The following is a 21982-nucleotide window of genomic DNA, read 5'->3' as shown; positions in this document are numbered from 1 at the left end:
AGGGTCCGATGCTCGCCGGTTCAGTTCGAGTCTCCCTGACGGTGCTTCAAGGCCTGCAGCACGCTCACCGCTTGCTCCGCATCGGGGGTCGTGACCGCAACGTCCGCCCCGTTGGGTAGCGTGACGACGATCGCGGGGCCGCTCCTGAGTACGAGGGCCTTTCCCCGCGGCCCCACTCGGTAGCCCCACCCACCCCAGCGCAGGGGCTCCAAAATGGTCACGCTCGCCGACGATATCGCCTCCAGTCGCACCGACACCAGTCGAACTCCGACGGTCGCAGACCGCGCTCGAAGGCCCCGCTGATCGACTGTTACGTGAACCCGCATTGTCGCGAAGAAGATAACTGTGAGAATCGGCGCCACTATCGCAATGCTCGAATTGGTCACCTGAATGCCGATCAGAATCATCGGCACGAATCCAAAGGCGATCGCGACGACCCCGGATGCCACCGTGGCCCAAACAAAGATCGGGGCGACCTGCGTTTGGGACCAGGCAACGGTCCCCGTGGGTTCCGCGTCCAGTCCCGTCGGCTGCGGTTCTCCCGTCATCGGGAAATCTGTCCGCCCGATCGCGAATGGAATCAGTCCGTACAACATTGCAGCAAATGCAAACAGTATGGCGATTCCGATCTCATGATCGTGGTCGTGTACGACAGTCGCGCTGATCAGCCAGGCTGTGGCGGCGACGGCTGCGATTGATCCCGAGATGAGGAACACCCGATCGTGGCGTTGGTAGCTGTGCCGGCTGACTGCAGCTTGCCAGGCGAACGCCGCGGCCACCCCTGCAATCAGAACAACGACCACCGCGAACCAGAGAGTGGGAACCCAGGACACCACGACCTTCCCGGACCATTGAGTGGGAAGATCGTCAGGCAAGCTGTTCCACGACACCAACAGGGACCACCCGATGATGATCAGGGGCAGAGTTACCAATGCTGCCGCTGCCCACATCCTCACGAGACCAGTGCGGGCAGCGGGTGTGTCGTCGTTCATGACATCTCCTCCAGATATCTGATCAGCTGTTGGCGCACTACTCCTCGACTCGCTGCACCACGAACGAGCGCCTCGATGGCGTCGACAACGTCTTTCGGCAACTCTTCCGGCGGTGGCAGCACCCGGGCGCCGCGACCTTGGCGAACCTCCACAACACCGGCGACCCGAAGAAGCGAATACGCCCGGAACACGGTGTGAACATTCACCCCAAGCACACTTGCCAGCGCGCGCGCAGCGGGCAGCCCCTCCCCGGCCGAAAGGACGCCATCCCGGATGCTTTGCCTAACGGCACCGGCGATTTGCTCCGCCAATCCGATCGACGACGCGTAGTCGAGACGGATCAACATTTTCGGAGCCGTTTTACCCCAGCCCGGATCACATTTCCGTTCGGCCAGAGCAGCAGTAGCAAGGCTGCCCATGGGGTATCTCCAATCAATTCGGTCCGTCGTGGACCGCCGGAAGCCCCCTGCCTGGCACGAATTCAACCTATCGACAGCTCGTTGAAGAACGAAATTCCTCTATAAGAATGGAACCGCCTGGCGGGCTCGATGCCTGAATGAACCCGCACACTTTGTTCGCGGCCAACACTCGCAAATAGAGAAACACCCGACCGGGCTCCGGTCGGGTGTTGAGATTGTGGAGCCTAGGAGATTCGAACTCCTGACATCCTGCTTGCAAAGCAGGCGCTCTACCAACTGAGCTAAGGCCCCGGGTGGGTATTTACTTGTGGTGTGCTGCCGGTGGCCGCGTTCGCCGGGCGACGACCGGCGAAGCCATAAACACGTGGGGATACGAGGACTTGAACCTCGGACCTCTTCGTTATCAGCGAAGCGCTCTAACCGCCTGAGCTATATCCCCGAGTGCCCGATTGGGCGAATTAGAGACTACCTGATTCGGCTCGATTCTCCGAATCGGGCAGCCCCCGCCGGCCGAGAGTCACCGTCCGCACCGAGATGACCCGCCCTGCGGGTGACTGTCGGCTGCAGCGGTGATTCTCGCCGAAACGGCACGGCTCAGTTGTTCGTGAAACCGACGAGTAGTCCGCCGGTGATCTTCACGCTCAGGTTGTAGAGCAGCGCGAAGATCGCACCGAGCGCGGTGATCACGACGATGTCGAGGATCGCGACGATGAGCGAGAAGCCCATCACCTGTCCGAGCCCCAGGATCGACTTCAAGTCTGCCCCGCCGGCGCCGGAGATGTCTTTGAAGAGGCTGTTGACCTGATCGAAGATCCCTGTCTGGTTGAGCACGGTCCACACCAGGAAGGTGCCGACGATCGCGATGATCGCCAGGCACAGTCCCACCAGGAACGACAACTTCACGCTCGACCAGAAGTCGATGTAGACCAGCTTGAGCCGGACCTGCTTGGCCGACGCCGGACGGCGCGACGATTTTCGGGCGAGCTTCTCAGCGACGCTACTACTCATCTACGGTCTCTTCCTTCCCGACGTCCTCAGATTCTTCTTCATCCTCGTGGGAATCAAGGTTTCGTTCGGTGTTCTTTGCCAGAGCGATGATCTTGTCGGTCTCGGCGAATCGTGCGAATACGACACCCATGGTGTCTCGGCCCTTGGCGGGTACCTCGGCCACGGCAGAGCGTACCACCTTGCCGCTGGCAAGAACCACAAGGACCTCGTCTTCCTCGTCGACGATGAGCGCACCGACGAGGTCACCCCTGTCGTCGTTCAGCTTCGCGACCTTGATACCGAGCCCACCACGGTTCTGCAGCCGGTACTGGTCGGCGGCGGTGCGTTTCGCGTAGCCGCCTTCGGTCACGACGAAGACGTAGCCCTCATCGGATACGACCGAAGCGTCGAGCAGTTTGTCCTCACCACGGAAGTGCATTCCGATGACACCGGAGGTCGACCGGCCCATCGGTCGCAGGGCCTCGTCGCTCGCCGTGAAGCGGATCGACATTCCCTTGCGGGAGACGAGGAGCAGGTCGGAGTCCTCTTCGACGAGAAGCGCCGAGACGAGCTCGTCTTCTTCACGCAGCTTGATCGCGATGATTCCGCCCGAACGGTTCGTGTCGTATTCGCTGAGGGCGGTCTTCTTGATCAGGCCGTCGCGGGTGGCGAGCACCAGGTACTTGGCCGCGGTGTAGTCGCGGATGTCGAGGATCTCGGCGATCTCCTCATCCGGCTGCATCGCCAGCAGGTTCGCGACGTGCTGGCCCTTCGCGTCACGGCCTGCCTCCTGCACCTCGTAGGCCTTGGCGCGGTAGACGCGGCCCTTCGTGCTGAAGAACAGCAGCCAGTGGTGCGTCGTGGTGACGAAGAAGTGGTCGACCACGTCTTCGCCGCGAAGCTGGGCGCCCTTGACTCCCTTGCCGCCGCGATGCTGGCTGCGGTAGTTGTCGCTTCGGGTGCGCTTGATGTAGCCGCCGCGCGTGACGGTGACGACCATCTCCTCTTCGGGGATCAGGTCCTCGACGCTCATGTCGCCGTCGAAGCCGAACATGATCTCCGTGCGACGATCGTCGCCGTACCGGTCGACGATCTCGGTGAGCTCGTCGCTGACGATGGTGCGCTGACGCACAGGGTCGGCGAGGATCGCCTTGTAGTCGGTGATCTCGAGCTCGATCGCGTCGTGCTCGTCGATGATCTTCTGTCGTTCGAGGGCGGCGAGCCGGCGGAGCTGCATCGCGAGGATCGCATCCGCCTGCACCTGGTCGACCTCGAGCAGGCCCATCAGGCCCTCGCGGGCGTCATCGACGGTCGGGGAGCGGCGGATGAGCGCGATCACCTCGTCGAGGGCGTCGAGCGCTTTGAGGTAGCCGCGCAGGATGTGGGCGCGCTCCTCCGCTTTGCGCAGACGGTATTCGGTGCGCCGGACGATCACCTCGATCTGGTGGTCGACCCACGCCGTGATGAATCCGTCGAGCGCCAGCGTACGAGGCACATTGTCGACGATCGCGAGCATGTTCGCGCCGAAGTTCTCCTGAAGCTGCGTGTGCTTGTACAGGTTGTTCAGCACGACCTTGGCGACAGCGTCGCGCTTCAGCACGATCACGAGGCGCTGGCCGGTGCGGCCGCTGGTCTCGTCGCGGATGTCCGCGATCCCGCTGATCTTGCCGTCCTTGACGAGGTCGGCGATCTTGATCGCGAGGTTGTCGGGGTTGACCTGATACGGGAGCTCGGTCACGACGAGGCAGGTGCGGCCCTGGATCTCGTCGATGTTGACCACCGCGCGCATCGTGATCGAGCCACGACCCGTGCGGTATGTGTCCTGGATGCCTTTGATGCCGAGGATCTGCGCGCCGGTCGGGAAGTCGGGCCCCTTGATGCGCTGGATGAGCGCCTCGAGCAGCTCTTCACGCGTCGCGTCGGGGTGGGCGAGGTGCCAGAGTGCGCCGTCGGCCACTTCGCGCAGGTTGTGCGGCGGGATGTTCGTGGCCATTCCGACCGCGATTCCGACCGATCCGTTGACCAGGAGGTTCGGGAAACGGCTCGGGAGGACGGCCGGCTCCTGCGTGCGACCGTCGTAGTTGTCCTGGAAATCGACGGTGTCCTCGTCGATGTCCCGCACCATCTCGAGCGCCAGCGGCGCCATCTTCGTCTCGGTGTACCGCGGGGCCGCTGCGCCGTCGTTGCCGGGCGAGCCGAAGTTGCCCTGCCCGAGGGCGAGCGGGTAGCGCAGGCTCCACGGCTGCACCAGCCGCACGAGTGCGTCGTAGATCGCCGTGTCACCGTGCGGGTGGAACTGGCCCATCACGTCGCCGACGACGCGGGCGCACTTGGAGAACGCCTTGTCGGGGCGGTACCCGCCGTCGTACATCGCGTAGATCACGCGACGGTGGACCGGCTTCAGCCCGTCGCGGACCTCCGGCAGCGCGCGGCCGACGATCACGCTCATCGCGTAGTCGAGGTAGGAGCGCTGCATCTCGAACTGCAGGTCGACCTGGTCGATGCGCCCGTGGATGCCGTAGTCGATCGGTTCGCCCTCGGCGGCTGCGTCGTCGGGGATGATGTTGTCAGATGTCAAGGAAACGCACGTCCTTCGCGTTCTTCTGGATGAAATTGCGTCGCGACTCGACGTCTTCGCCCATCAGGGTGGCGAAGATCTCATCGGCCGCGGCAGCGTCGTCGAGAGTCACCTGGAGCAGGGTCCGGGACTCCGGGCTCATCGTGGTCTCCCACAGCTCCTTGTAGTCCATCTCACCGAGACCCTTGTAGCGCTGCACTCCGTTGTCTTTCGGGATGCGCTTGCCTGCGGCGACGCCGTCGGCGAGCAGTGCATCCCGCTCACGGTCGCTGTAGACGTACTGGTGCTCCGCGTTCGACCACTTGAGGCGGTAGAGCGGCGGCTGCGCGAGATACACGTAGCCGAGTTCGATCAGCGGCTTCATGTAGCGGAAGAGAAGGGTGAGCAGCAGGGTCGTGATGTGCTGGCCGTCGACGTCGGCATCCGCCATCAGCACGATCTTGTGGTAGCGCGCCTTCTCCGGGTTGAAGTCTTCGCCGATGCCGGCGCCGAACGCCGTGATCATCGCCTGCACCTCGTTGTTCGCGAGGGCACGGTCGAGCCGGGCCTTCTCGACGTTGAGGATCTTTCCGCGCAGTGGAAGGATCGCCTGGGTCTCGGGGTTACGGCCCTGCACGGCCGAGCCGCCGGCCGAGTCGCCCTCGACGATGAAGATCTCGGAGATCGACGGGTCCTTCGACTGGCAGTCCTTGAGCTTGCCGGGCATTCCGCCACCCTCGAGGAGGCCCTTCCGGCGCGCGGTCTCGCGTGCCTTGCGGGCGGCGAGGCGTGCGGTCGCTGCCTGGAGCGCCTTGCGGATGATCTCCCTGGCCTGGTTCGGGTTGCGGTCGAACCAGTCGCCGAGCTGATCGCCGACCACCTTCTGCACGAAGGCCTTCGCCTCGGTGTTCCCGAGCTTGGTCTTCGTCTGGCCTTCGAACTGCGGTTCGGACAGCTTCACCGAGATGACGGCCGTCAGACCCTCGCGCACATCGTCGCCGGAGAGGTTGTCGTCCTTCTCCTTGAGGATGCCCTTCTCGCGCGCGTACTTGTTCACGAGAGTGGTGAGAGCCGCGCGGAAACCCTCTTCGTGGGTCCCGCCTTCGTGCGTGTTGATGGTGTTCGCGTAGGTGAAGACGCTCTCGTTGTAGCCGGTGGTCCACTGCATCGCCACTTCGAGCGCGATCTTGCGCTCGGTGTCCTCGGATTCGAAGGAGATGATCTCGTCGTTGACGAGTTCGGCCTTCTTCGCCGTGTTGAGGTAGTGGACGTAGTCGGTGAGGCCCTGCTCATAGAGGAAGACGTCGGTCTGCTGCTCTTCTTCGGGGTCGTCCGTCGGGCGCTCGTCAGTCAGCGCGATGCGCAGGCCCTTGTTCAGAAACGCCATCTGCTGGAAGCGGGTGCGTAGCGTCTCGTAGTCGAACTCGGTCGTCTCGAACGTCTCGGGGCTCGGCCAGAACGTGATCGTCGTACCGCTCTCGTCGGATTCCTCGCCCTCGGCGAGCGGGGCGACCGGGACACCGTTGCGGTAGCTCTGCGTCCACACATGGCCCTGGCGCCGGACTTCGACGTCGAGCCGGCTCGACAGTGCGTTCACCACGGAGCTTCCGACACCGTGGAGTCCGCCGGACACCGCGTATCCCCCGCCGCCGAACTTGCCACCGGCATGCAGGATCGTCAGCACGACCTCGACGGTCGACTTCTTCTCGACCGGATGGATGTCCACCGGGATCCCACGGCCGTTGTCGACGACACGCACCGCGCCGTCTGCGAGGATCGTCACCTCGATGTTGTCGGCGTGACCGGCTAGCGCCTCATCGACCGAGTTGTCGACGATTTCATAGACTAGATGGTGGAGACCCCGGGGACCAGTGGAACCGATGTACATTCCGGGACGTTTGCGAACGGCTTCAAGACCTTCGAGGACCTGGATTTCGTTGGCACCGTAATCGTGTTCCGCCTCGGCTTTCGTGGGTTCCATCGTCATATGAAATTAGGCTCCTGACCGCACTCAGTGTGACCTCTCCATTCTACCAATGGTGGGGTGTCAGAAAGGCCAAAATCGCCCGTCTGAGGCGTTTATTTTGTGTCGGTGACCTCTTTTGCGTTCTCAGCCGTAGGTATCGCGCGGGCCGCGCCCTGGAATTGATCTGGGACCCCTTTTCCAGGAGGGAGCCTCTGGCCCCTGGAAACGGATCGATTGGATGCCCGCGTCGGGGAACCGCACGGCGATGCGCGTCATGAGTTCCGCGCGCATGATCCGCAGCTGCGTCGCCCAGGCCGTCGACTCGCACGAGACGGTCAGGACCCCCTCGCTGATGCCCACCGGTGACGAGTGCTTCGCGGTCTCCTCGCCGGCGAGGTCGACCCATCCCTCCATGAGTTCCGACTGCGCGAGCGGCGAACTCCAGCCGAGCTCCGTCGTGAGCGCATCCACGATGTTCCCGAGGCCACGTGGATCGCGTCCGACTCCGTAGGGCACGCTCGCGCCCGCAACCTGATCCTTCGCCGGCCGCGACCGGCGCGACCGCTGGGGTACGCCGCCGAACAGCTCACGGAAGCGCAGGTAAACCGCCGACGCCTCGCTGTGCTGCTCCGCCTGGTCAGGTGGCACCCGTCCCTCAGTCATCGACAACCGCCCCTGCTTCGATGCGCACCGTGTGGGCAGTGAGCTCGTCCGGGACATCGTCGAACACGGCTGCTGTGATGAGCACCTGCTCGAAATCGTGGACCGCGGCCGCGAGCATCCGGCGCCTCGCCTGGTCGAGCTCGGCGAAGACGTCGTCGAGGATGAGCACGGGGTCGCCAGTCGTCGACTCGCGACGCAGCAGTTCGGCGGATGCGAGCTTGAGGGCGAGCGCGAACGACCAGGATTCGCCGTGGCTCGCGTACCCCTTTGCGGGAAGGCCGTTCAGTTCGAACAGGATGTCGTCGCGGTGGGGCCCGACGAGTGTGATCCCGCGATCCAGCTCTTTGCGTCGCACCGCGGCCAGTGAAGCACGGAAGGCGGATGGCGTGTCCGTCGCGTCGTCTGCGTCAACGCGCGCGTCTGCCACCCCGGCGTCCGGGCGGCCCACGCCGTCCTGCGGATCGTCGACCTCCGCTCCCCGGATCGTCAGCAGCGGGACCAGCTTCGGATGGTGGTCGTCGCCGGCCACAGAGCGGTAGGCGGCTGTGATCGGGTCGCCGAGGCGCGCTAGCAGCTCGAGCCGCGCATCCACGATCTCCGACCCGAGGGCGACGAGCCGCTCATCCCAGATCTCGAGCGTTGTGAGCTGGGCTTCGCGCAACCCGGACGCCCGAGCCGACTTGAGCAGGGAGTTGCGCTGCCGCAGCACGCGGTCGTAGTCGGCGAGAACACCCGACATGCGCGGATTGCGCTGCACGAGCAGCTGGTCGACATAACGGCGGCGGATGCCCGGCTCACCCCGCACCAGGGCGAGGTCTTCCGGCGCGAACAACACGCTCGAGAAGTAGCGCGGCAGCTCCCGCGGCTTGATCGGCGAGCGGTTGACCTGTGCACGGTTCGCCGACGACCTGTTGAGCTGCACTTCCACGAGCAGTTCACGGCCGTCGTGCTGGATGCGCGCCCGAACGATGGCCGCATCCGCGCCCTGCCGGATCATCGCCTGGTCGCTCGAGACGCGATGCGATCCGAGTGTGCTGAGGTAACCGAGCGACTCGACCAGGTTGGTCTTTCCCTGACCGTTGCGCCCGACGAACAGGTTCGGACCGGCGGCGAGCGGGACCTCCGCGGTCGAGTAGTTGCGGAAGTCCGTCAGGGAGAGATGGGTGACGCGCACTCTTCGTTTGTGTCGACCGGTCAGTCGACCGCTTTGACGGCGTGGCCGCCGAACTGGTTGCGCAATGCCGCAACAGCCTTCATCGCCGGCGAATCCTTCTGCCGCGATACGAACCGGGCGAAGATCGAGGCGCTGATCGTCGGGACGGGAACCGCGTTCTCGAGCGCTTCCTCGACCGTCCAGCGGCCTTCGCCGGAATCCTGCACGTAGCCCTCGATGTGCTCGAATTCCGGGTCCTGTTCCAGCGCGCGGACCAGCAGCTCCAGCAGCCAGGACCGCACGACCGTCCCACGCTGCCATGCCTTGAATGTGCCGGTGACGTCCTTGATGATGTCTTTGCGCGTATCCAGGAGTTCGTAGCCCTCGGCGTAGGCCTCCATCAGCGCATATTCGATGCCGTTGTGCACCATCTTCGCGTAGTGTCCGGCGCCGACTTCGCCCACGTGGACGAAGCCTTCGTCCCGAGGACCGTCCGGGCGAAGGGCGTCGAAGACCGGCATGACCCGCTCGACCTGGGCCGCGCTGCCACCCACCATCAGGCCGTAGCCGTTCTGGAGTCCCCACACACCGCCGGACACGCCGACGTCCATGAAGTCGACGCCCTTGGGAGCGAGCTGCGCCGAGTGCTTGAAGTCTTCCGTGAACCGCGAATTGCCGCCATCGACGACGAGATCGCCCTTCTCGAGGTGGGGTTCGAGGTCGTTCACGACCGCATCCGTCACCGCACCGGCCGGCACCATCATCCAGACGACGCGCGGTGTGGGAAGCGCTGCGACCAGGTCGGCGACGGTCGCCACGTCGGAGACATCGGGGTTCGTGTCGTAACCGGTCACCTCGATTCCCTTGCTCTCGAGTCGGGCACGCATGTTGTTACCCATTTTTCCGAGACCGATGAGGCCGATGTGCATAGCGTTCTCTCTTCCTTCTCCCTGAGTCGCAGGCTCCTCAGGCGCTGGCGTCGCGGGATCGCTGGCGCGATCCTTTTAGCTCCAGCGCGCCGCGCGTCAGCGCAGCAACAGGTTCGGCTGCAGCAGGTATTTGTAGTTGTCCGCGCCGGCCTGGTCCTTGCTCGACTGGCTCGTGATCAGCACCGGTCCCGGCTTGTTGGGATTCTCGGTCTTGGTGAAAGAGATGCGAACGAATTCCGAATGCACCGCACCGAGACCATCGAGCAGGAACTGCGGTTTCAGGGAGACAACCGTGTCCTGGCCGGTGAGGAGAGCGTCGATGGTCTCGGAAGCCTGGGCCTGCTCGGACCCGATCGCTTCGAGGGTCAGGCCGTCGAGTGAGAATGTGAAGCGGAGCGCAGCTTCGCGCTCGAGGACGAGTGACACACGCCGGGTCGCCTCGATCAGGTCGGCTGTGTTGATCACGGCGTAGTTGTCGACCGTTTCGGGGAACAGACGACGAACCGGCGGGAAATTGCCTTTGATCAGCAAAGACGTCACCGTCTTCTTGTCGGCGGTGAACGCGATGAGTTCGCGGTCGTCGCGATTGGTGATCGAGACGGCGATCGTTCCGCTGTGGCCGAGCGTCTTTCCGATCTCCTGCAGGGTGCGCGCCGGGACGAGCGCGGTGACAGGTTCGCTCGATCCGCTGCCGCCGTCCCAGTCGATCTCGCGGACGGCGACACGGTAGCGGTCGGTGGCCACGAGGCCGAGCGTGTTGTCGCCGACTTCGAGCTGCACACCCGTGATGACCGGGGTCACGTCGTCCCGCGAAGCCGCGACGCCGACCTGGGCGACGGCCGTCGCGAATTCCTCCGCAGGCACGAGCCCGGACTGGCCGCTGACCTGCGGGATGCTGGGATATTCCTCGACCGGCATGGACAGCAGAGTGAAGCTCGCAGACCCGGAACGCACGATGATCCGCGATTCCTCGGTGGAGAGCTGCACCGGCGCGTTGGGGAGCTTGCTCGCGATCTCGGCGAGCAGGCGGCCGGACACCAGGATCCTTCCCGGCTCCTCCACTTCTGCGGCGATCTCGGTCTGCGCAGAGACCTCGTAGTCGAACGACGACAGGATCAGGCCGGTGTCGGTGGTCTCGATCAGCACACCGCTCAGGATCGGCAGAGTCGTTCGCTGCGGCAGAAGTTTCACGGCAAACGAAACAGCTTCGCTGAATACATCCCGATTGGCCTGGAACTTCACGAAGTCACCTCTGTCGTAGGGAGCGGATGGATCGTGACAATGCTAGCGCTTGCGTCTCGTGAGGCCATGCGCCTTCGTTGGTCCGTGGTCAAGGTTGTCGAGCCCCAGTAGAGATTAATTAACCCTTAATGGTCTTAACCGTTGTGGAAACTGTGGATAACCCGTCGAGTCCCGGTCAACCACTGGGAACTACACGCGTGTGAGATGTTGAGGAAGTGTGGATGCCCGTAAACATGCGGGGGTGGAGGGCGCCGGCCGAATCGTCGTAACTCACAAGAACCTGTCATTAGTCAACATCTCGGGGCGGGTTGTTCCACCGTTGTCCACAAGTTATCCACAGTGTGAGTATTCACACTCGTCCCCTGAAAAGGGGGATGCGCAGGTTAACCCTTGCTGTAGCGGTGGTTCTGCTTGATGCGGCTGGTGAGCTCGGTGACCTGGTTGTAGATGGAGCGGCGCTCCTTCATGAGCTCGCTGATCTTCTTGTTCGCGTACATCACCGTGGTGTGGTCGCGGTTGCCGAACAGCTGGCCGATCTTCGGGAGGGAGAGATTCGTGAGTTCACGGCACAGGTACATCGCGATCTGCCTGGCGGTTGCGACGGCCTGCGATCGGCTGGAGCCGTACAGGTCGTCGACGGTGAGCTTGAAGTAGTCGGCCGTGTTCGTGATGATGTCGACCGGCGCGATGACATTGTCGTCGTCGAGGGTGATCAGGTCCTTCAGGACCGTCTGAACGAGGTTCATGTCGACCGGCGTGCGGTTGAGGCTGGCGAACGCGGTCACGCGGATGAGCGTCCCCTCGAGTTCCCGGATGTTGCTGGAGACTTTCGAGGCCATGAATTCCAGGATGTCGTCCGGAACCTGGAGTTTCTCGCTCTGCGCCTTCTTACGGAGAATCGCGATGCGGGTCTCGAGGTCGGGAGCCTGCACGTCCGTGATCAGTCCCCATTCGAAGCGGGACCGCATCCGGTCTTCGAATCCCGTCAAGTGCTTGGGCGGCAGGTCGCTGGTGATCACGACCTGCTTGTTGTGGTCGTGCAGGGTGTTGAAGGTGTGGAAGAACGCTTCCTGCGTCTCGGCCTTGCCCTGGAGGAACTGGATGTCGTCGATCAGGAGGATGTCGATGTTGCGATAGCGCGACTGGAAAAGGGAACCCCTGTTGTTCGCGATCGAGTTGATGAAGTCGTTCGTGAACTCTTCGGAGCTGACGTAGCGAACCCGGATGCCCGGGTACAGGCTCATCGCGTAGTGACCGATGGCGTGGAGGAGGTGGGTCTTGCCGAGGCCCGACTCGCCATAGATGAAGAGAGGGTTGTACGCCTTCGCCGGCGCTTCGGCGACCGCGACGGCCGCAGCGTGGGCGAACCGGTTCGATTGTCCGATGACGAAGTTGTCGAAGCTGTACTTCGGGTTGAGCCGGGTATCAGCGTTCCGTGGAGGAGCGGTGATCTCGGTCACCGGCGCCGGGGCGGAGGGAATGTCGATATACCCGGGGTCGGGCTGTTCGGACGGAGCTTCGAGCGTCTCCTGCTGGATCTCCGGGTTCACGACGATGGCGAAGTTGCTGACGGCCAGCGATTCATCGAGGCCGCCGATCGCATTGAGGAGAGGGACACGGCTGCGCTGCTCGATCATTCCGCGCGTGAACTCGTTCGGCACCTCCAGGTAGAGGGTGCCGGCCATGATGCCTTTCGGCTCGACCAGGCTGAGGAATCCATACAGCTGAGGCGTGATGCGCTCGTCGGTCTCGAGAGAGACGAGCACCGTCTGCCATGCCGCAGAAATCAGTTCTTCGCCGTTGGCCATTGTTCCCCGTATTCGTGTCCTGGATCGCTTCCGTTGACGCGATCCACCCCATCGTGAATGCTCGTCGGCCCGGAGTATTCCACCGCCGGAAAGGTATTCACAGAGTTATCCACCGCTGTGTGTCCATTACCGTAGCGATCTCCGGCCTTAAATGGGTATGGCTGGGGATAACTTTCGTCCTCACGGTAACGAACGCACTGTGCTCGATCAAATTTGACAAGGCGAATCGCTCGGCGCGTCCTGTCCTACTTTCGGCCGAATACTGTGGATAATCAATGATTCGGCGCGATTGGTTTGACCTCGTCCGGTCTAGGCCGTAGTTTTAATCAGTTGACTTCAGCCGCAGACGTGGCTGCCCAAAAACTTCTTCGGCCTCCCGTGCTGGCCATTCGATCGGCACAGGCCTGCACAGAAGAGACCTCCGGAGACAGATCATGAGCAAGAGAACGTTCCAGCCGAACAACCGCAAGCGTGCGAAGACCCACGGCTTCCGCCTGCGTATGCGCACCCGCGCCGGTCGCGCCATCCTGGCAGCCCGCCGCACCAAGGGCCGCACCAAGCTCTCCGCCTAACCCGTTGCTCGCAAAAGCCAATCGCATCACGCGGGGGGCGGATTACAAGGCGACGGTCCGGCGCGGTACACGAATCACCGCAGCCAACACCGTCACGTACATCCGCACCGATCCTGACTCCGCAGTGGTGCGATTCGGTTTTATCGTGGGCAAGACCGTCGGCACCGCGGTTCGGCGCAATCGGGTGAGGCGCCGGCTCAAAGCAGCCTCATACGAATTGCTCCCCCAACTCCAGCCGGGTGCCGATGTGGTCGTCAGGGCATTGCCAGCCTCCGCCAATGCGGAGTGGGCTACCCTGCATGAAGAGATATCCCGCGCCGTCAGTAAAGGCAACCTCCGTCGATGAACACCGCCCTCACAGCTGTGCTCCTCTTGCCGCGGAACGCTGCCGTGCTCCTACTGCGTGCGTATCGGGCTGTGATCTCGCCGCTTTACGGTGACGTCTGCCGGTACTACCCCTCCTGTTCGGCCTACGCATTGCAGGCCATCCAGGAACACGGTGTCGTGATCGGCTCGGCACTCGGAATTCGCAGGATCGCCCGCTGTCACCCCTGGGCGGAAGGCGGGATCGACGACGTCCCCCTCAAGAAGAAGCGTCGGTACAACGTGACTCCATTCGGGTTCGTCGTAGCCAGCAGCCACGGAAAGGCTTAGCACCACATGGACATCGGAGCCATCTTCGGAACAATTCTGTGGCCCATCAAATGGGTCGTGGAACTCATTCTCGTGGCGTTCCACCAGTTGTTCACGGTCATGGGGCTCGACCCCGCGGCCGGCATCACCTGGGTACTCTCCATCGTGGGCCTGACCGTGGTCGTGCGCGCGGCGCTCATCCCCGTCTTCGTCCGGCAGATCAAGAACCAGCGGCGGATGCTCGAGGTCGCGCCCCAGCTGAAGAAGATCCAGGACAAATACAAGGGCAAGAAGGACCAGTTCTCCCGTGAGGCCATGTCCCGCGAGACGATGGAGCTCTACAAGAAGACGGGCACCAACCCGCTGAGCTCATGTCTCCCGCTCCTGCTGCAGATGCCGGTGTTCTTCAGCCTCTTCCAGGTGCTCAACGGCGCGCAGAGCGGCCACGCCGGCGTCGGTCCGTTGAACGAGACCCTTGCCGTCCAGTTCGGCAACGCAGAGCTCTTCGGTATCGCGCCCCTGCACCAGAGCTTCTCCGGCGCACTCAATGCGCACCCGCCCCAGGTCGCGGTCATGGTGATCGCAGCAGTGATGGTCGTGCTGATGACGGCGTCGCAGTTCATCACCCAGCTCCAGATCGTCTCGAAGAACATGTCCCCCGAGACCAAGGCGAGCCCGCAGTTCAAGCAGCAGCGCATCCTGCTCTACCTGCTCCCCTTCGTCTTCCTGTTCTCCGGCTTCGCGTTCCCGCTCGGCGTCATGTTCTACTGGCTCACCTCCAACATCTGGACGATGGTGCAGCAGTTCGTGGTCATCCGCAACATGCCGACCCCGGGCAGCGAGGCGGCCAAGGCCCGCGAGGCCCGCCTTGCCAAGAAGGGCAAGCTGGTCAACGACGAAGGTGTCGTCGTGCTCTCGATCGACGAACAGCCCCAGAAGCCGGTCACGACGCAGCGCGTCCAGCCGGTCGGCAAGAACCGCGCCAAGAAGCAAGCCGGCGGAAAGAAGTAGGAAAGAAGCAGATGACCGACGTACAGCAGACCGAGCCCGAACTGGGTGCCGAGGCCGTTGCGGCCGAGGGCGCGCAGGGCGTGAACGAGACACCCGAGGAAGGCGAGCACACCGTTCCGACCTCGGCCCAGCTCGACGCCGAGGGTGACATCGCCGCGGACTACATCGAAGAGCTTCTCGACATCTGCGACATCGACGGTGACATCGACATCGACGCGCGCAACGGGCGCGCCTACGTCTCGGTGAATGCCTCGGAGGACGCGAACCTTCGTCTGCTTTCGAAGCCCGACACGGTGAACGCGCTGCAGGAGCTCGCCCGCCTGGCCGTCCAGAACAAGACCGGGTCGTTCTCGCGCCTCATTCTCGACATCGGCGGATCACGTGAGGCCCGCCAGGCCGAGCTGGCGCTGCTGGTAGACCGGGCCATCGCTCGCATCGAAGAGGGCGCAGCCCAGGCTGCACTCCCCCCGATGTCGTCCTACGAGCGCAAACTCGTTCACGACATCGTCTCCGACCGTGGATTCGTCTCGAACTCGCACGGAGAAGGCCGCGACCGTCACACTGTGATCACCGCGTCGTAGTTTCACGTGAAACATTGACGTCGACGTTCGAGATCGAACCGCCTGAAGCAGCCGCGCTCTTCGGGCCCAACGTGGATGTCGCACGTCAGTTCACGAAGAACCTTGCCGAGCAGGGTGAAGAGCGCGGCCTGATCGGGCCGCTCGAGCTCCCCCGGCTGTGGTCCAGGCACATCCTGAACTGTGCCATTGTCGCTCCCCTGCTCCATCCGGGTCGGGTCGGGGATGTCGGAAGCGGGGCCGGTCTTCCGGGACTCGTGCTCGCAATAGCCCGACCGGATGTCTCTTTCGTGCTCATCGAGCCGATGGAACGGCGGATAGCCTGGCTCAACGAACAGGTCGACGAGCTCGGCTTGAGCAACGTGGAGGTTGTGCGGGCTCGTGCCGAAGACACGAAGCTCACGTCGCCACTCGACCAGGTCACCGCACGCGCGGTGTCGGCGTTCCGGAAGCTCATTCCCTTGACCGCGCCACTCGTGCGATCCGGGGGTGAGCTCGTCCTGATGAAGGGCGCCGGTGCTGCGGCAGAGATCGAGGCGGCGTCCAAAGAGATCAAGCGCTACCGGCTCAGCAATGTCGAAGTGATTACTCTCGGTGAGGGCGTGCTGAACGAGGTCACACGGGTCATCCGAGCTACAGTTGATTGACCGGCCGGGTCCTCCCCCGGGCCCGGCCATTCGCAGAAGGACATCTTCCGGATCGATCGCGGAAGATCCACGGACACGGTGAATTTCACCGAGAACAGAGCGACAAGGTTTCACGTGAAACATCCTGAACAGGACAGCCAGGTCGAAGCGACCACGACCGTCTTTGATGGATCGACCCCACTCGCTCACGAGATCGCCGAACTGACGCGGCGTCGTCAGGCGATCGCATCCCAGACCCTTCCCCTCCCCTCGCGGACGCGGATCTTCACGATCTCCAACCAGAAGGGTGGCGTCGGTAAGACCACGACCGTGGTCAACCTCTCGGCGGCGCTCGCGAAATCAGGCGCTCGCGTCCTGGTGATCGACCTGGATCCCCAAGGCAACGCATCCACCGCCCTCAGTGTGGAGCACCGTGAAGGCACTCCGAGCGTGTACGACGTGATCGTGAACGACCGGAATATGGATGAAGTGATCCAGAAGAGCCCGGAATTCGACGGTCTCTTCTGTGTTCCGGCGACAATCGACCTTGCCGGCGCGGAGATCGAACTGGTATCCATGGTCGCCCGCGAGCAGCGGCTAGCGCGTGCGCTGGGCGAGTTCCTCGACGAATACGACTTCGACTACGTGCTCATCGACTGCCCACCGTCGCTCGGCCTGCTGACCATCAATGCCTTCGTGGCCGCGACCGAGGTTCTCATCCCGATCCAGTGCGAGTACTACGCGCTCGAGGGCCTGAGCCAGCTCCTCAAAAACATCAAACTGATCGAGAAGCACCTCAATCCGAAGCTGCAGGTCTCGACCATCCTGCTCACCATGTACGACTCGCGCACCAATCTCGCGCACCAGGTGGCCGAGGATGTGCGTGCGCACTTCCCGAAGGAAGTCCTCGACACGATCATCCCCCGATCCGTCCGCATCTCGGAGGCACCGAGCTACGGGCAGAGCGTCATCACCTACGACACCAACTCGTCCGGCTCGCTCTCGTACCTTGAAGCGGCCGCCGAGATCGCACGAAGAGGAGTACCCCGCTAATGGCTGCGAAACGCACAGGACTCGGCCGTGGAATCGGCGCGCTCATCCCGACGTCCGACTCGTCGGCGCGACCGGTCGACATCTTCTTCCCGAACCAGGGAAGCATGGGGTCGACAGCGACTGCCACGATCGAACTGGTGGCGGTGCCCGGTGCGCAGCTTGCGAACCTCTCCCCTGCCGACATCGTGCCGAACGCGGCCCAGCCCCGCACCGAGTTCGACCGCGAAGCGCTCGACGAGCTGGTGGCGAGCATCCGCGAAGTCGGCGTGCTGCAGCCGATCGTCGTGCGCCCGATCGCAGGGCAGTCCGACAAGTACGAACTCATCATGGGCGAGCGTCGCCTGCGCGCCACCAAGGAACTCGGTCTCGAGACGATCCCCGCGGTCATCAAGGACACGGCCGACGAGGACATGCTCCGGGATGCCCTTCTCGAGAACCTCCACCGGTCGAACCTCAACCCCCTCGAAGAAGCGTCGGCGTACCAGCAGCTCCTCGCCGACTTCGGGATAACGCAGGAGGAGCTCGCCGGCCGTATCGGACGATCTCGTCCGCAGATCACCAACACGCTGCGCCTGCTGAAGCTGCCGGCAGCTGTCCAGAGCCGGGTCGCGGCGGGAGTCTTGAGTGCGGGTCACGCGCGCGCCATCCTCTCGACCGGCGACCCCGACGCCATGCAGCGCCTCGCCGACAAGATCGTCAACGAGGACCTCTCGGTGCGCGCTGCCGAGGCAGCAGCGAGTGCGACGCCGAAGCCCGTTCGACCCAAGGCGAACCCGGGCCGTCGCCAGGGTCACCTCGACGAAATCGCTGAGCGTCTGGGCGACCGTTTGAATACACGCGTCAAGGTCATGCTGGGAGCGAGAAAAGGCCAGATCGTCGTTGATTTCGCGACCATCCAGGATCTCAACCGCATCCTGGGGGAGCTCGGGGAGCCGAGCTACAACTGAGCGCCCGTCACACGCTCACCGCGTCGTTGATCGCCGCGACAGCGAGCGCGGCGTAGACCTCGCCGAGGCTGCGCCCTGCTGCTTCGATGGCCTGCGGTGCGATCGACGTCTCCGTCAGCCCCGGCAGGACATTTGCTTCGAGGAACCACGGTATGCCGTCGGCATCGACGATGAGGTCGATCCGGGACAGGTGACGGAGGCCCAATGCCGAGTGGGCGACCTCTGCTGCGCGCGCAACCCGCCCGGCCACCTCGTCGGTCACCCGGGCCGGCACATAGAAGCGGGTCTCCCCCGCGTTGTACCGGGCGTCGAACGTGTAGGCACCCCCGACGGGGACGATCTCGACCGCAGGCAGGGCGGTCGGACCGTCGCCGACCTCCAGTACCGCAACCGACACCTCGGAACCGACGACCTTCTGCTCGATGAGGGCGACGTCGGAGTATGTGTACGCATCGACCATCGCACGGGGCAGGTCGGCGGCGTCGTCGACGATGGTCACGCCCTGGGCGGAGCCGCCCTGCGCAGGCTTCACGACCAGCGATGAGCCGAGTCCGGCGATCACCGCGTCGAGCACGCTGTTGGCGCCCAGTTCACGGAACGTCTCTTTGGGGAGGGTGACGGATGCGGGAGTCGCGACGCCCGCGCGTGCGACCAGCGTCTTCGCGGTCGGCTTCGACCAGGCCAGCCGCGCGGACTCGCCGCGCGAACCGACGAAGGGGATGCCGGTCTGCTCGAGCAGCGCGCGAAGAGCGCCGTCTTCTCCGCTGGCTCCGTGCAGCGCCGGCCAGACCACATCCGGTCGGTTGCTCGTCAGGTAGGCGAGAAGGGACGCGTCAGGTTCGAGTACGGTGACCCGGTGACCGAGTGCGGTCAGGCCGTCGGCCACCCGGCGCCCCGACCGGAGGGAGATGTCGCGCTCGTGAGAGATCCCGCCAGCCAGAACAACGATATCGAGTGCGGAAAAATCAGCCATGATCAGGCCTTTCTCGGTTGACTACTGCAGGTCGGTCGGGAGGCTCGCGCTCGAACGGTCCCGACGGACAGCGCTCAGCGAACCGGTTCCGGCGAACGTGTCGAGCAGATCCAGTTCACCGTTGATGACGGCGGCAAGGCGGCGGATGCCGACACGGATGCGCTCTGGCGTGGGGTAACAGAACGAGAGCCGGATGTTCTGGCGCCCATTGCCATCCGCATAGAACGCCGTGCCCGGCGTGTAGGCGACGAGCTCGGTGACGGCGCGCGGAAGCATCGCCTTCGAATCGAGATGCGACGGCAGGGTGAGCCAGACGTAGAACCCACCGTTGGGGTTGGTCCAGGTGAGTTCCGGGAGGTACTCGTTCAAGGCGCCGATCATCGTCTCCTTGCGTTCGCGGTACACGCCCCGGAAAGTGTCGATCTGCGCCCTCCAGTCCGCGTCGCGCAGGTACTCCGAGACCACGAGTTGCGTGAACGAACTGGGACTGAGCACGGCGGCCTCGTTCGCGAGAATCAGCTTCTCGCGAATCGCATGCGGCGCGAGAGCCCAGCCGACGCGGAAACCCGGGGCGAGGGTCTTCGAGAACGTCCCCAGATAGACGACACCTTCGCGCTCGACGGAACGCATCGCCGCGGGCGGCTTCTCGCCGAAGTAGAGCAGTCCGTACGGGTTGTCCTCGAGAACGAGGATGTCGTTGGCACGTGCGATCTCGAGGATCTCCAGACGACGCTCCCAGCTCAGTGTGACGCCGGCCGGATTGTGGAAAGTCGGGACGGTGTAGAGGAATTTCACCTTGCGACCAGCGCTTTTGAGTCTCGCGATGTGCTCGCGGAGAGCTTCAGGAATCAGGCCGTGCTCGTCCATCGGAACGTGGTCGACCTCGGCCTGGTACGAACGGAAGATCACCAGGGCGGTGACGTAGCTGGGCCCTTCGGCGAGCACGACGTCGCCCGGGTCGATGAACAGTTTGCTGAAGAGTTCGAGGGCGTGCTGCGATCCGGTCGTGACGACGACATCGTCGGCGCTGCCACTGATGCCTTCGAGGGCCATCACGTCGAGGATCTGTTCCCGAAGTGCCGGTACACCCTGCCCCGACCCGTACTGGAGCGCGACCGCACCCTGCTCGCGCATGACCCGGTCCATCGCGCCGACCACCAGGTCTTGCGGGAGGGCGGAGACGAAGGGCATCCCGCCGGCGAGGGAAACGACCTCGGGGCGGGAGGCAACGGCGAACAGGGCCCGGACCTCGCTGGCGGCGAGGCCGCTGGTCCGCTGCGCGTAGCTGCCGTACCACCGGTCGAGGTTGTTGCCCTGCGAAGTCGGGCTGCCCTGAGTCGTCATATCACCAGTCATCCGTTCTGAACACTGCTGCCAAGCCTATTTGTGGAATGCCGGTTGCGGAGAATCGGGGATGTTTCACGTGGAACGGTGGTGGAGTTAAAAAAGGACCCGCCCGGGTTAGCGGGCGGGTCCTGGACGAGCTCTGTGCTGACTATTACGAGATATAGGCGGCGAGGTCGGCTTCGAGGGCGGGCTTCGGCTTGGCGCCGATGACGGTCTTGACGACCTCGCCACCCTGGTAGACCTTCATCGCAGGAATCGACGTGATCTGGTACTTCGCAGCGGTCTGCGGGTTCTCGTCGACGTTCAGCTTGACGACCTCGATCTTGTCGGCGTGCTCGACCGCGATCTGGTCGAGGATCGGACCGACGGCGCGACACGGGCCGCACCACTCAGCCCAGAAGTCGACGAGGATCGTCTTCTCGCTGTTCAGGACGTCTTCCTGGAAGGTGGCGTCCGTGACCGAACGTGCTGCAGACATGTGGTGGTTCTCCTTTATGCGGTTGTGGTGAGTTCGAGATCGCCGGCTTGGGCCAGCAGGTCTTCGGGAAGGCTTGCAAGGTAGTGCTCGGCGTCGAGCGCCGCAACGGTGCCGGATGCGGCGGCCGTGACAGCCTGGCGATACGTCGGGTCGACGACGTCACCGGCAGCGAAGACACCGGCGAGAGCGGTCTTCGAACTCCGGCCGGCGACGGCGATCGTGCCATCCGGAGTGAGGTCGAGCTGCCCGTGGACGAGGTGCACGCGCGGGTCGTTGCCGATCGCGATGAAGAGGCCTTGGAGTTCGAGTGGGCGCTCCGCACCGGTGAGGGTGTCGCGCAATGTGACACCGGTCACGGTCTCCGTGCCCTGGATGCCGACGACCTCGGAGTTCCAGATGAACTCGATCTTGTCGTTCGCGAACGCGCGATCCTGCATGATCTTCGACGCGCGCAGGTTGTCCTTGCGGTGGATCACGTAGACCTTGTCGGCGAACCGGGTGAGGAAGCTTGCCTCCTCCATCGCCGAGTCACCCCCGCCGACGACAGCGATCACGCGCTCCTTGAAGAAGAACCCGTCACACGTCGCACACCAGGACACACCGTGCCCGGCGAGGCGCTCTTCGTCGTCGAGCCCGAGCTTGCGGTACGCAGAGCCGGTCGCGAAGATGACGGCCAGCGCCTGGTGAACGGCGCCGGAGCCGAGTGTCACCGTCTTCACGTCACCCGAGAGCTCGACGCTCACGACGTCGTCGTAGACGACCTCTGTGCCGAACTTCTCTGCCTGCGCCTGCATCTTGAACATCAGGTCGGGGCCTTGGATCCCGTCGGGGAAACCGGGGAAGTTCTCCACCTCGGTCGTGTTCATCAGCTCACCGCCGGCCTCGACGGACGAGGCGATCAGCAGGGGCTTCAGGTTGGCGCGGGCCGCGTACACGGCTGCCGTGTATCCGGCCGGGCCGGAACCGATGATGATGATCTGCCGCACTCAAGAGCTCCTTGCACTGTCAATCGCGGGCCGATAAGACTCGCTGACCCATACAACACATC

At 63.8% G+C, this 21982-nt stretch carries 22 protein-coding genes and 2 tRNA genes; 8 read left to right on the top strand and 16 right to left on the bottom strand.

The window, feature by feature from the left end; genetic code table 11:
* Positions 1-20 precede the first annotated feature (20 nt).
* From G3T36_RS05270 to dnaA, 12 genes are all read right to left on the bottom strand, one after another.
* The gene (locus G3T36_RS05270) at positions 21-992 is read right to left on the bottom strand and encodes a hypothetical protein (RefSeq protein ID WP_163288508.1); all 972 of its coding nucleotides are present in this window, start codon (positions 990-992) and stop codon (positions 21-23) included.
* Positions 989-1411, bottom strand: coding sequence for a GntR family transcriptional regulator (locus tag G3T36_RS05265; protein ID WP_205245009.1), 423 nt, complete (start codon positions 1409-1411; stop codon positions 989-991). The genes G3T36_RS05270 and G3T36_RS05265 overlap by 4 nt, the downstream gene beginning before the upstream one ends.
* A gap of 218 nt (positions 1412-1629) precedes the next feature.
* Positions 1630-1702, bottom strand: a tRNA-Ala gene (locus tag G3T36_RS05260).
* Between the two features lie 74 nt (positions 1703-1776).
* Positions 1777-1850 (bottom strand) — tRNA-Ile (locus tag G3T36_RS05255).
* 155 nt (positions 1851-2005) lie between these two features.
* Positions 2006-2419: a DUF3566 domain-containing protein gene (locus G3T36_RS05250; RefSeq protein ID WP_163288506.1), complete on the bottom strand. Its 414-nt coding sequence runs from the start codon at positions 2417-2419 to the stop codon at positions 2006-2008.
* Positions 2412-4961, bottom strand: coding sequence for a DNA gyrase subunit A (gene gyrA / locus G3T36_RS05245; RefSeq protein ID WP_163289088.1), 2550 nt, complete (start codon positions 4959-4961; stop codon positions 2412-2414). The genes G3T36_RS05250 and gyrA overlap by 8 nt, the downstream gene beginning before the upstream one ends.
* Before the next feature lie 4 nt (positions 4962-4965).
* Positions 4966-6942 (bottom strand): DNA topoisomerase (ATP-hydrolyzing) subunit B, encoded by a 1977-nt coding sequence (gyrB, locus tag G3T36_RS05240; protein WP_163288504.1) that lies wholly within the window; start codon positions 6940-6942, stop codon positions 4966-4968.
* A 123-nt stretch (positions 6943-7065) separates the two neighbouring features.
* Entirely contained in the window at positions 7066-7584 is a 519-nt protein-coding gene (locus tag G3T36_RS05235; RefSeq protein WP_163288502.1) for a DciA family protein, read from the bottom strand.
* Complete coding sequence (gene recF, locus G3T36_RS05230) at positions 7577-8758, bottom strand: DNA replication/repair protein RecF (protein WP_163288500.1); 1182 nt, start codon at positions 8756-8758, stop codon at positions 7577-7579. Before recF ends, G3T36_RS05235 begins: the two co-directional genes overlap by 8 nt.
* A 20-nt stretch (positions 8759-8778) precedes the next feature.
* On the bottom strand, positions 8779-9666 hold the full coding sequence (gene gnd, locus G3T36_RS05225; RefSeq protein ID WP_163288498.1) for a phosphogluconate dehydrogenase (NAD(+)-dependent, decarboxylating): 888 nt from the start codon (positions 9664-9666) through the stop codon (positions 8779-8781).
* A gap of 96 nt (positions 9667-9762) precedes the next feature.
* Positions 9763-10908 (bottom strand): DNA polymerase III subunit beta, encoded by a 1146-nt coding sequence (dnaN, locus tag G3T36_RS05220; RefSeq protein WP_163288496.1) that lies wholly within the window; start codon positions 10906-10908, stop codon positions 9763-9765.
* A 383-nt stretch (positions 10909-11291) separates the two neighbouring features.
* A complete protein-coding gene (gene dnaA / locus G3T36_RS05215) occupies positions 11292-12716 on the bottom strand; it encodes a chromosomal replication initiator protein DnaA (RefSeq protein WP_163288494.1) in 1425 nt (474 codons plus the stop codon).
* A gap of 434 nt (positions 12717-13150) precedes the next feature.
* On the opposite strand from dnaA, the gene rpmH reads away from it, so the two are divergent.
* From rpmH to G3T36_RS05175, 8 genes are all read left to right on the top strand, one after another.
* Entirely contained in the window at positions 13151-13288 is a 138-nt protein-coding gene (rpmH, locus tag G3T36_RS05210; protein ID WP_163288492.1) for a 50S ribosomal protein L34, read from the top strand.
* Between the two features lie 4 nt (positions 13289-13292).
* The gene (rnpA, locus tag G3T36_RS05205) at positions 13293-13634 is read left to right on the top strand and encodes a ribonuclease P protein component (RefSeq protein WP_163288490.1); all 342 of its coding nucleotides are present in this window, start codon (positions 13293-13295) and stop codon (positions 13632-13634) included.
* The gene (yidD, locus tag G3T36_RS05200; protein WP_163288489.1) at positions 13631-13942 is read left to right on the top strand and encodes a membrane protein insertion efficiency factor YidD; all 312 of its coding nucleotides are present in this window, start codon (positions 13631-13633) and stop codon (positions 13940-13942) included. The genes rnpA and yidD overlap by 4 nt, the downstream gene beginning before the upstream one ends.
* 6 nt (positions 13943-13948) lie before the next feature.
* Positions 13949-14932 carry a membrane protein insertase YidC gene (gene yidC, locus G3T36_RS05195; RefSeq protein WP_163288487.1) on the top strand — a complete coding sequence of 328 codons (984 nt, stop codon included), beginning with the start codon at positions 13949-13951 and terminating at the stop codon, positions 14930-14932.
* Positions 14933-14943: 11 nt separating this feature from the next.
* Positions 14944-15513 carry a Jag family protein gene (locus tag G3T36_RS05190; RefSeq protein WP_163288485.1) on the top strand — a complete coding sequence of 190 codons (570 nt, stop codon included), beginning with the start codon at positions 14944-14946 and terminating at the stop codon, positions 15511-15513.
* A gap of 14 nt (positions 15514-15527) precedes the next feature.
* Positions 15528-16157 (top strand): 16S rRNA (guanine(527)-N(7))-methyltransferase RsmG, encoded by a 630-nt coding sequence (rsmG, locus tag G3T36_RS05185; protein ID WP_163288483.1) that lies wholly within the window; start codon positions 15528-15530, stop codon positions 16155-16157.
* 114 nt (positions 16158-16271) lie between these two features.
* Positions 16272-17189, top strand: a complete 918-nt coding sequence (locus tag G3T36_RS05180) for an AAA family ATPase (RefSeq protein ID WP_163288481.1) — start codon at positions 16272-16274, stop codon at positions 17187-17189.
* A complete protein-coding gene (locus G3T36_RS05175; protein ID WP_163288479.1) occupies positions 17189-18136 on the top strand; it encodes a ParB/RepB/Spo0J family partition protein in 948 nt (315 codons plus the stop codon). The genes G3T36_RS05180 and G3T36_RS05175 overlap by 1 nt, the downstream gene beginning before the upstream one ends.
* 7 nt (positions 18137-18143) lie before the next feature.
* On the opposite strand, the gene G3T36_RS05170 is transcribed toward G3T36_RS05175, so the two are convergent.
* From G3T36_RS05170 to trxB, 4 genes are all read right to left on the bottom strand, one after another.
* Positions 18144-19109, bottom strand: coding sequence for a D-alanine--D-alanine ligase family protein (locus G3T36_RS05170; RefSeq protein ID WP_163288477.1), 966 nt, complete (start codon positions 19107-19109; stop codon positions 18144-18146).
* 21 nt (positions 19110-19130) lie between these two features.
* Positions 19131-20453, bottom strand: a complete 1323-nt coding sequence (locus G3T36_RS05165; RefSeq protein ID WP_163288475.1) for an aminotransferase-like domain-containing protein — start codon at positions 20451-20453, stop codon at positions 19131-19133.
* 154 nt (positions 20454-20607) lie between these two features.
* Positions 20608-20934, bottom strand: coding sequence for a thioredoxin (gene trxA, locus G3T36_RS05160; RefSeq protein WP_163288473.1), 327 nt, complete (start codon positions 20932-20934; stop codon positions 20608-20610).
* A gap of 14 nt (positions 20935-20948) precedes the next feature.
* Positions 20949-21920 (bottom strand): thioredoxin-disulfide reductase, encoded by a 972-nt coding sequence (gene trxB / locus G3T36_RS05155; RefSeq protein ID WP_163288471.1) that lies wholly within the window; start codon positions 21918-21920, stop codon positions 20949-20951.
* Positions 21921-21982 lie beyond the last annotated feature (62 nt).

The organism is Leifsonia tongyongensis (genome assembly GCF_010686705.1).
Classification (GTDB): domain Bacteria; phylum Actinomycetota; class Actinomycetes; order Actinomycetales; family Microbacteriaceae; genus Diaminobutyricibacter; species Diaminobutyricibacter tongyongensis.
The sequence above is the reverse complement of the archived record's forward strand: the minus strand, read 5'-3'. Positions and strand labels throughout refer to the sequence as shown.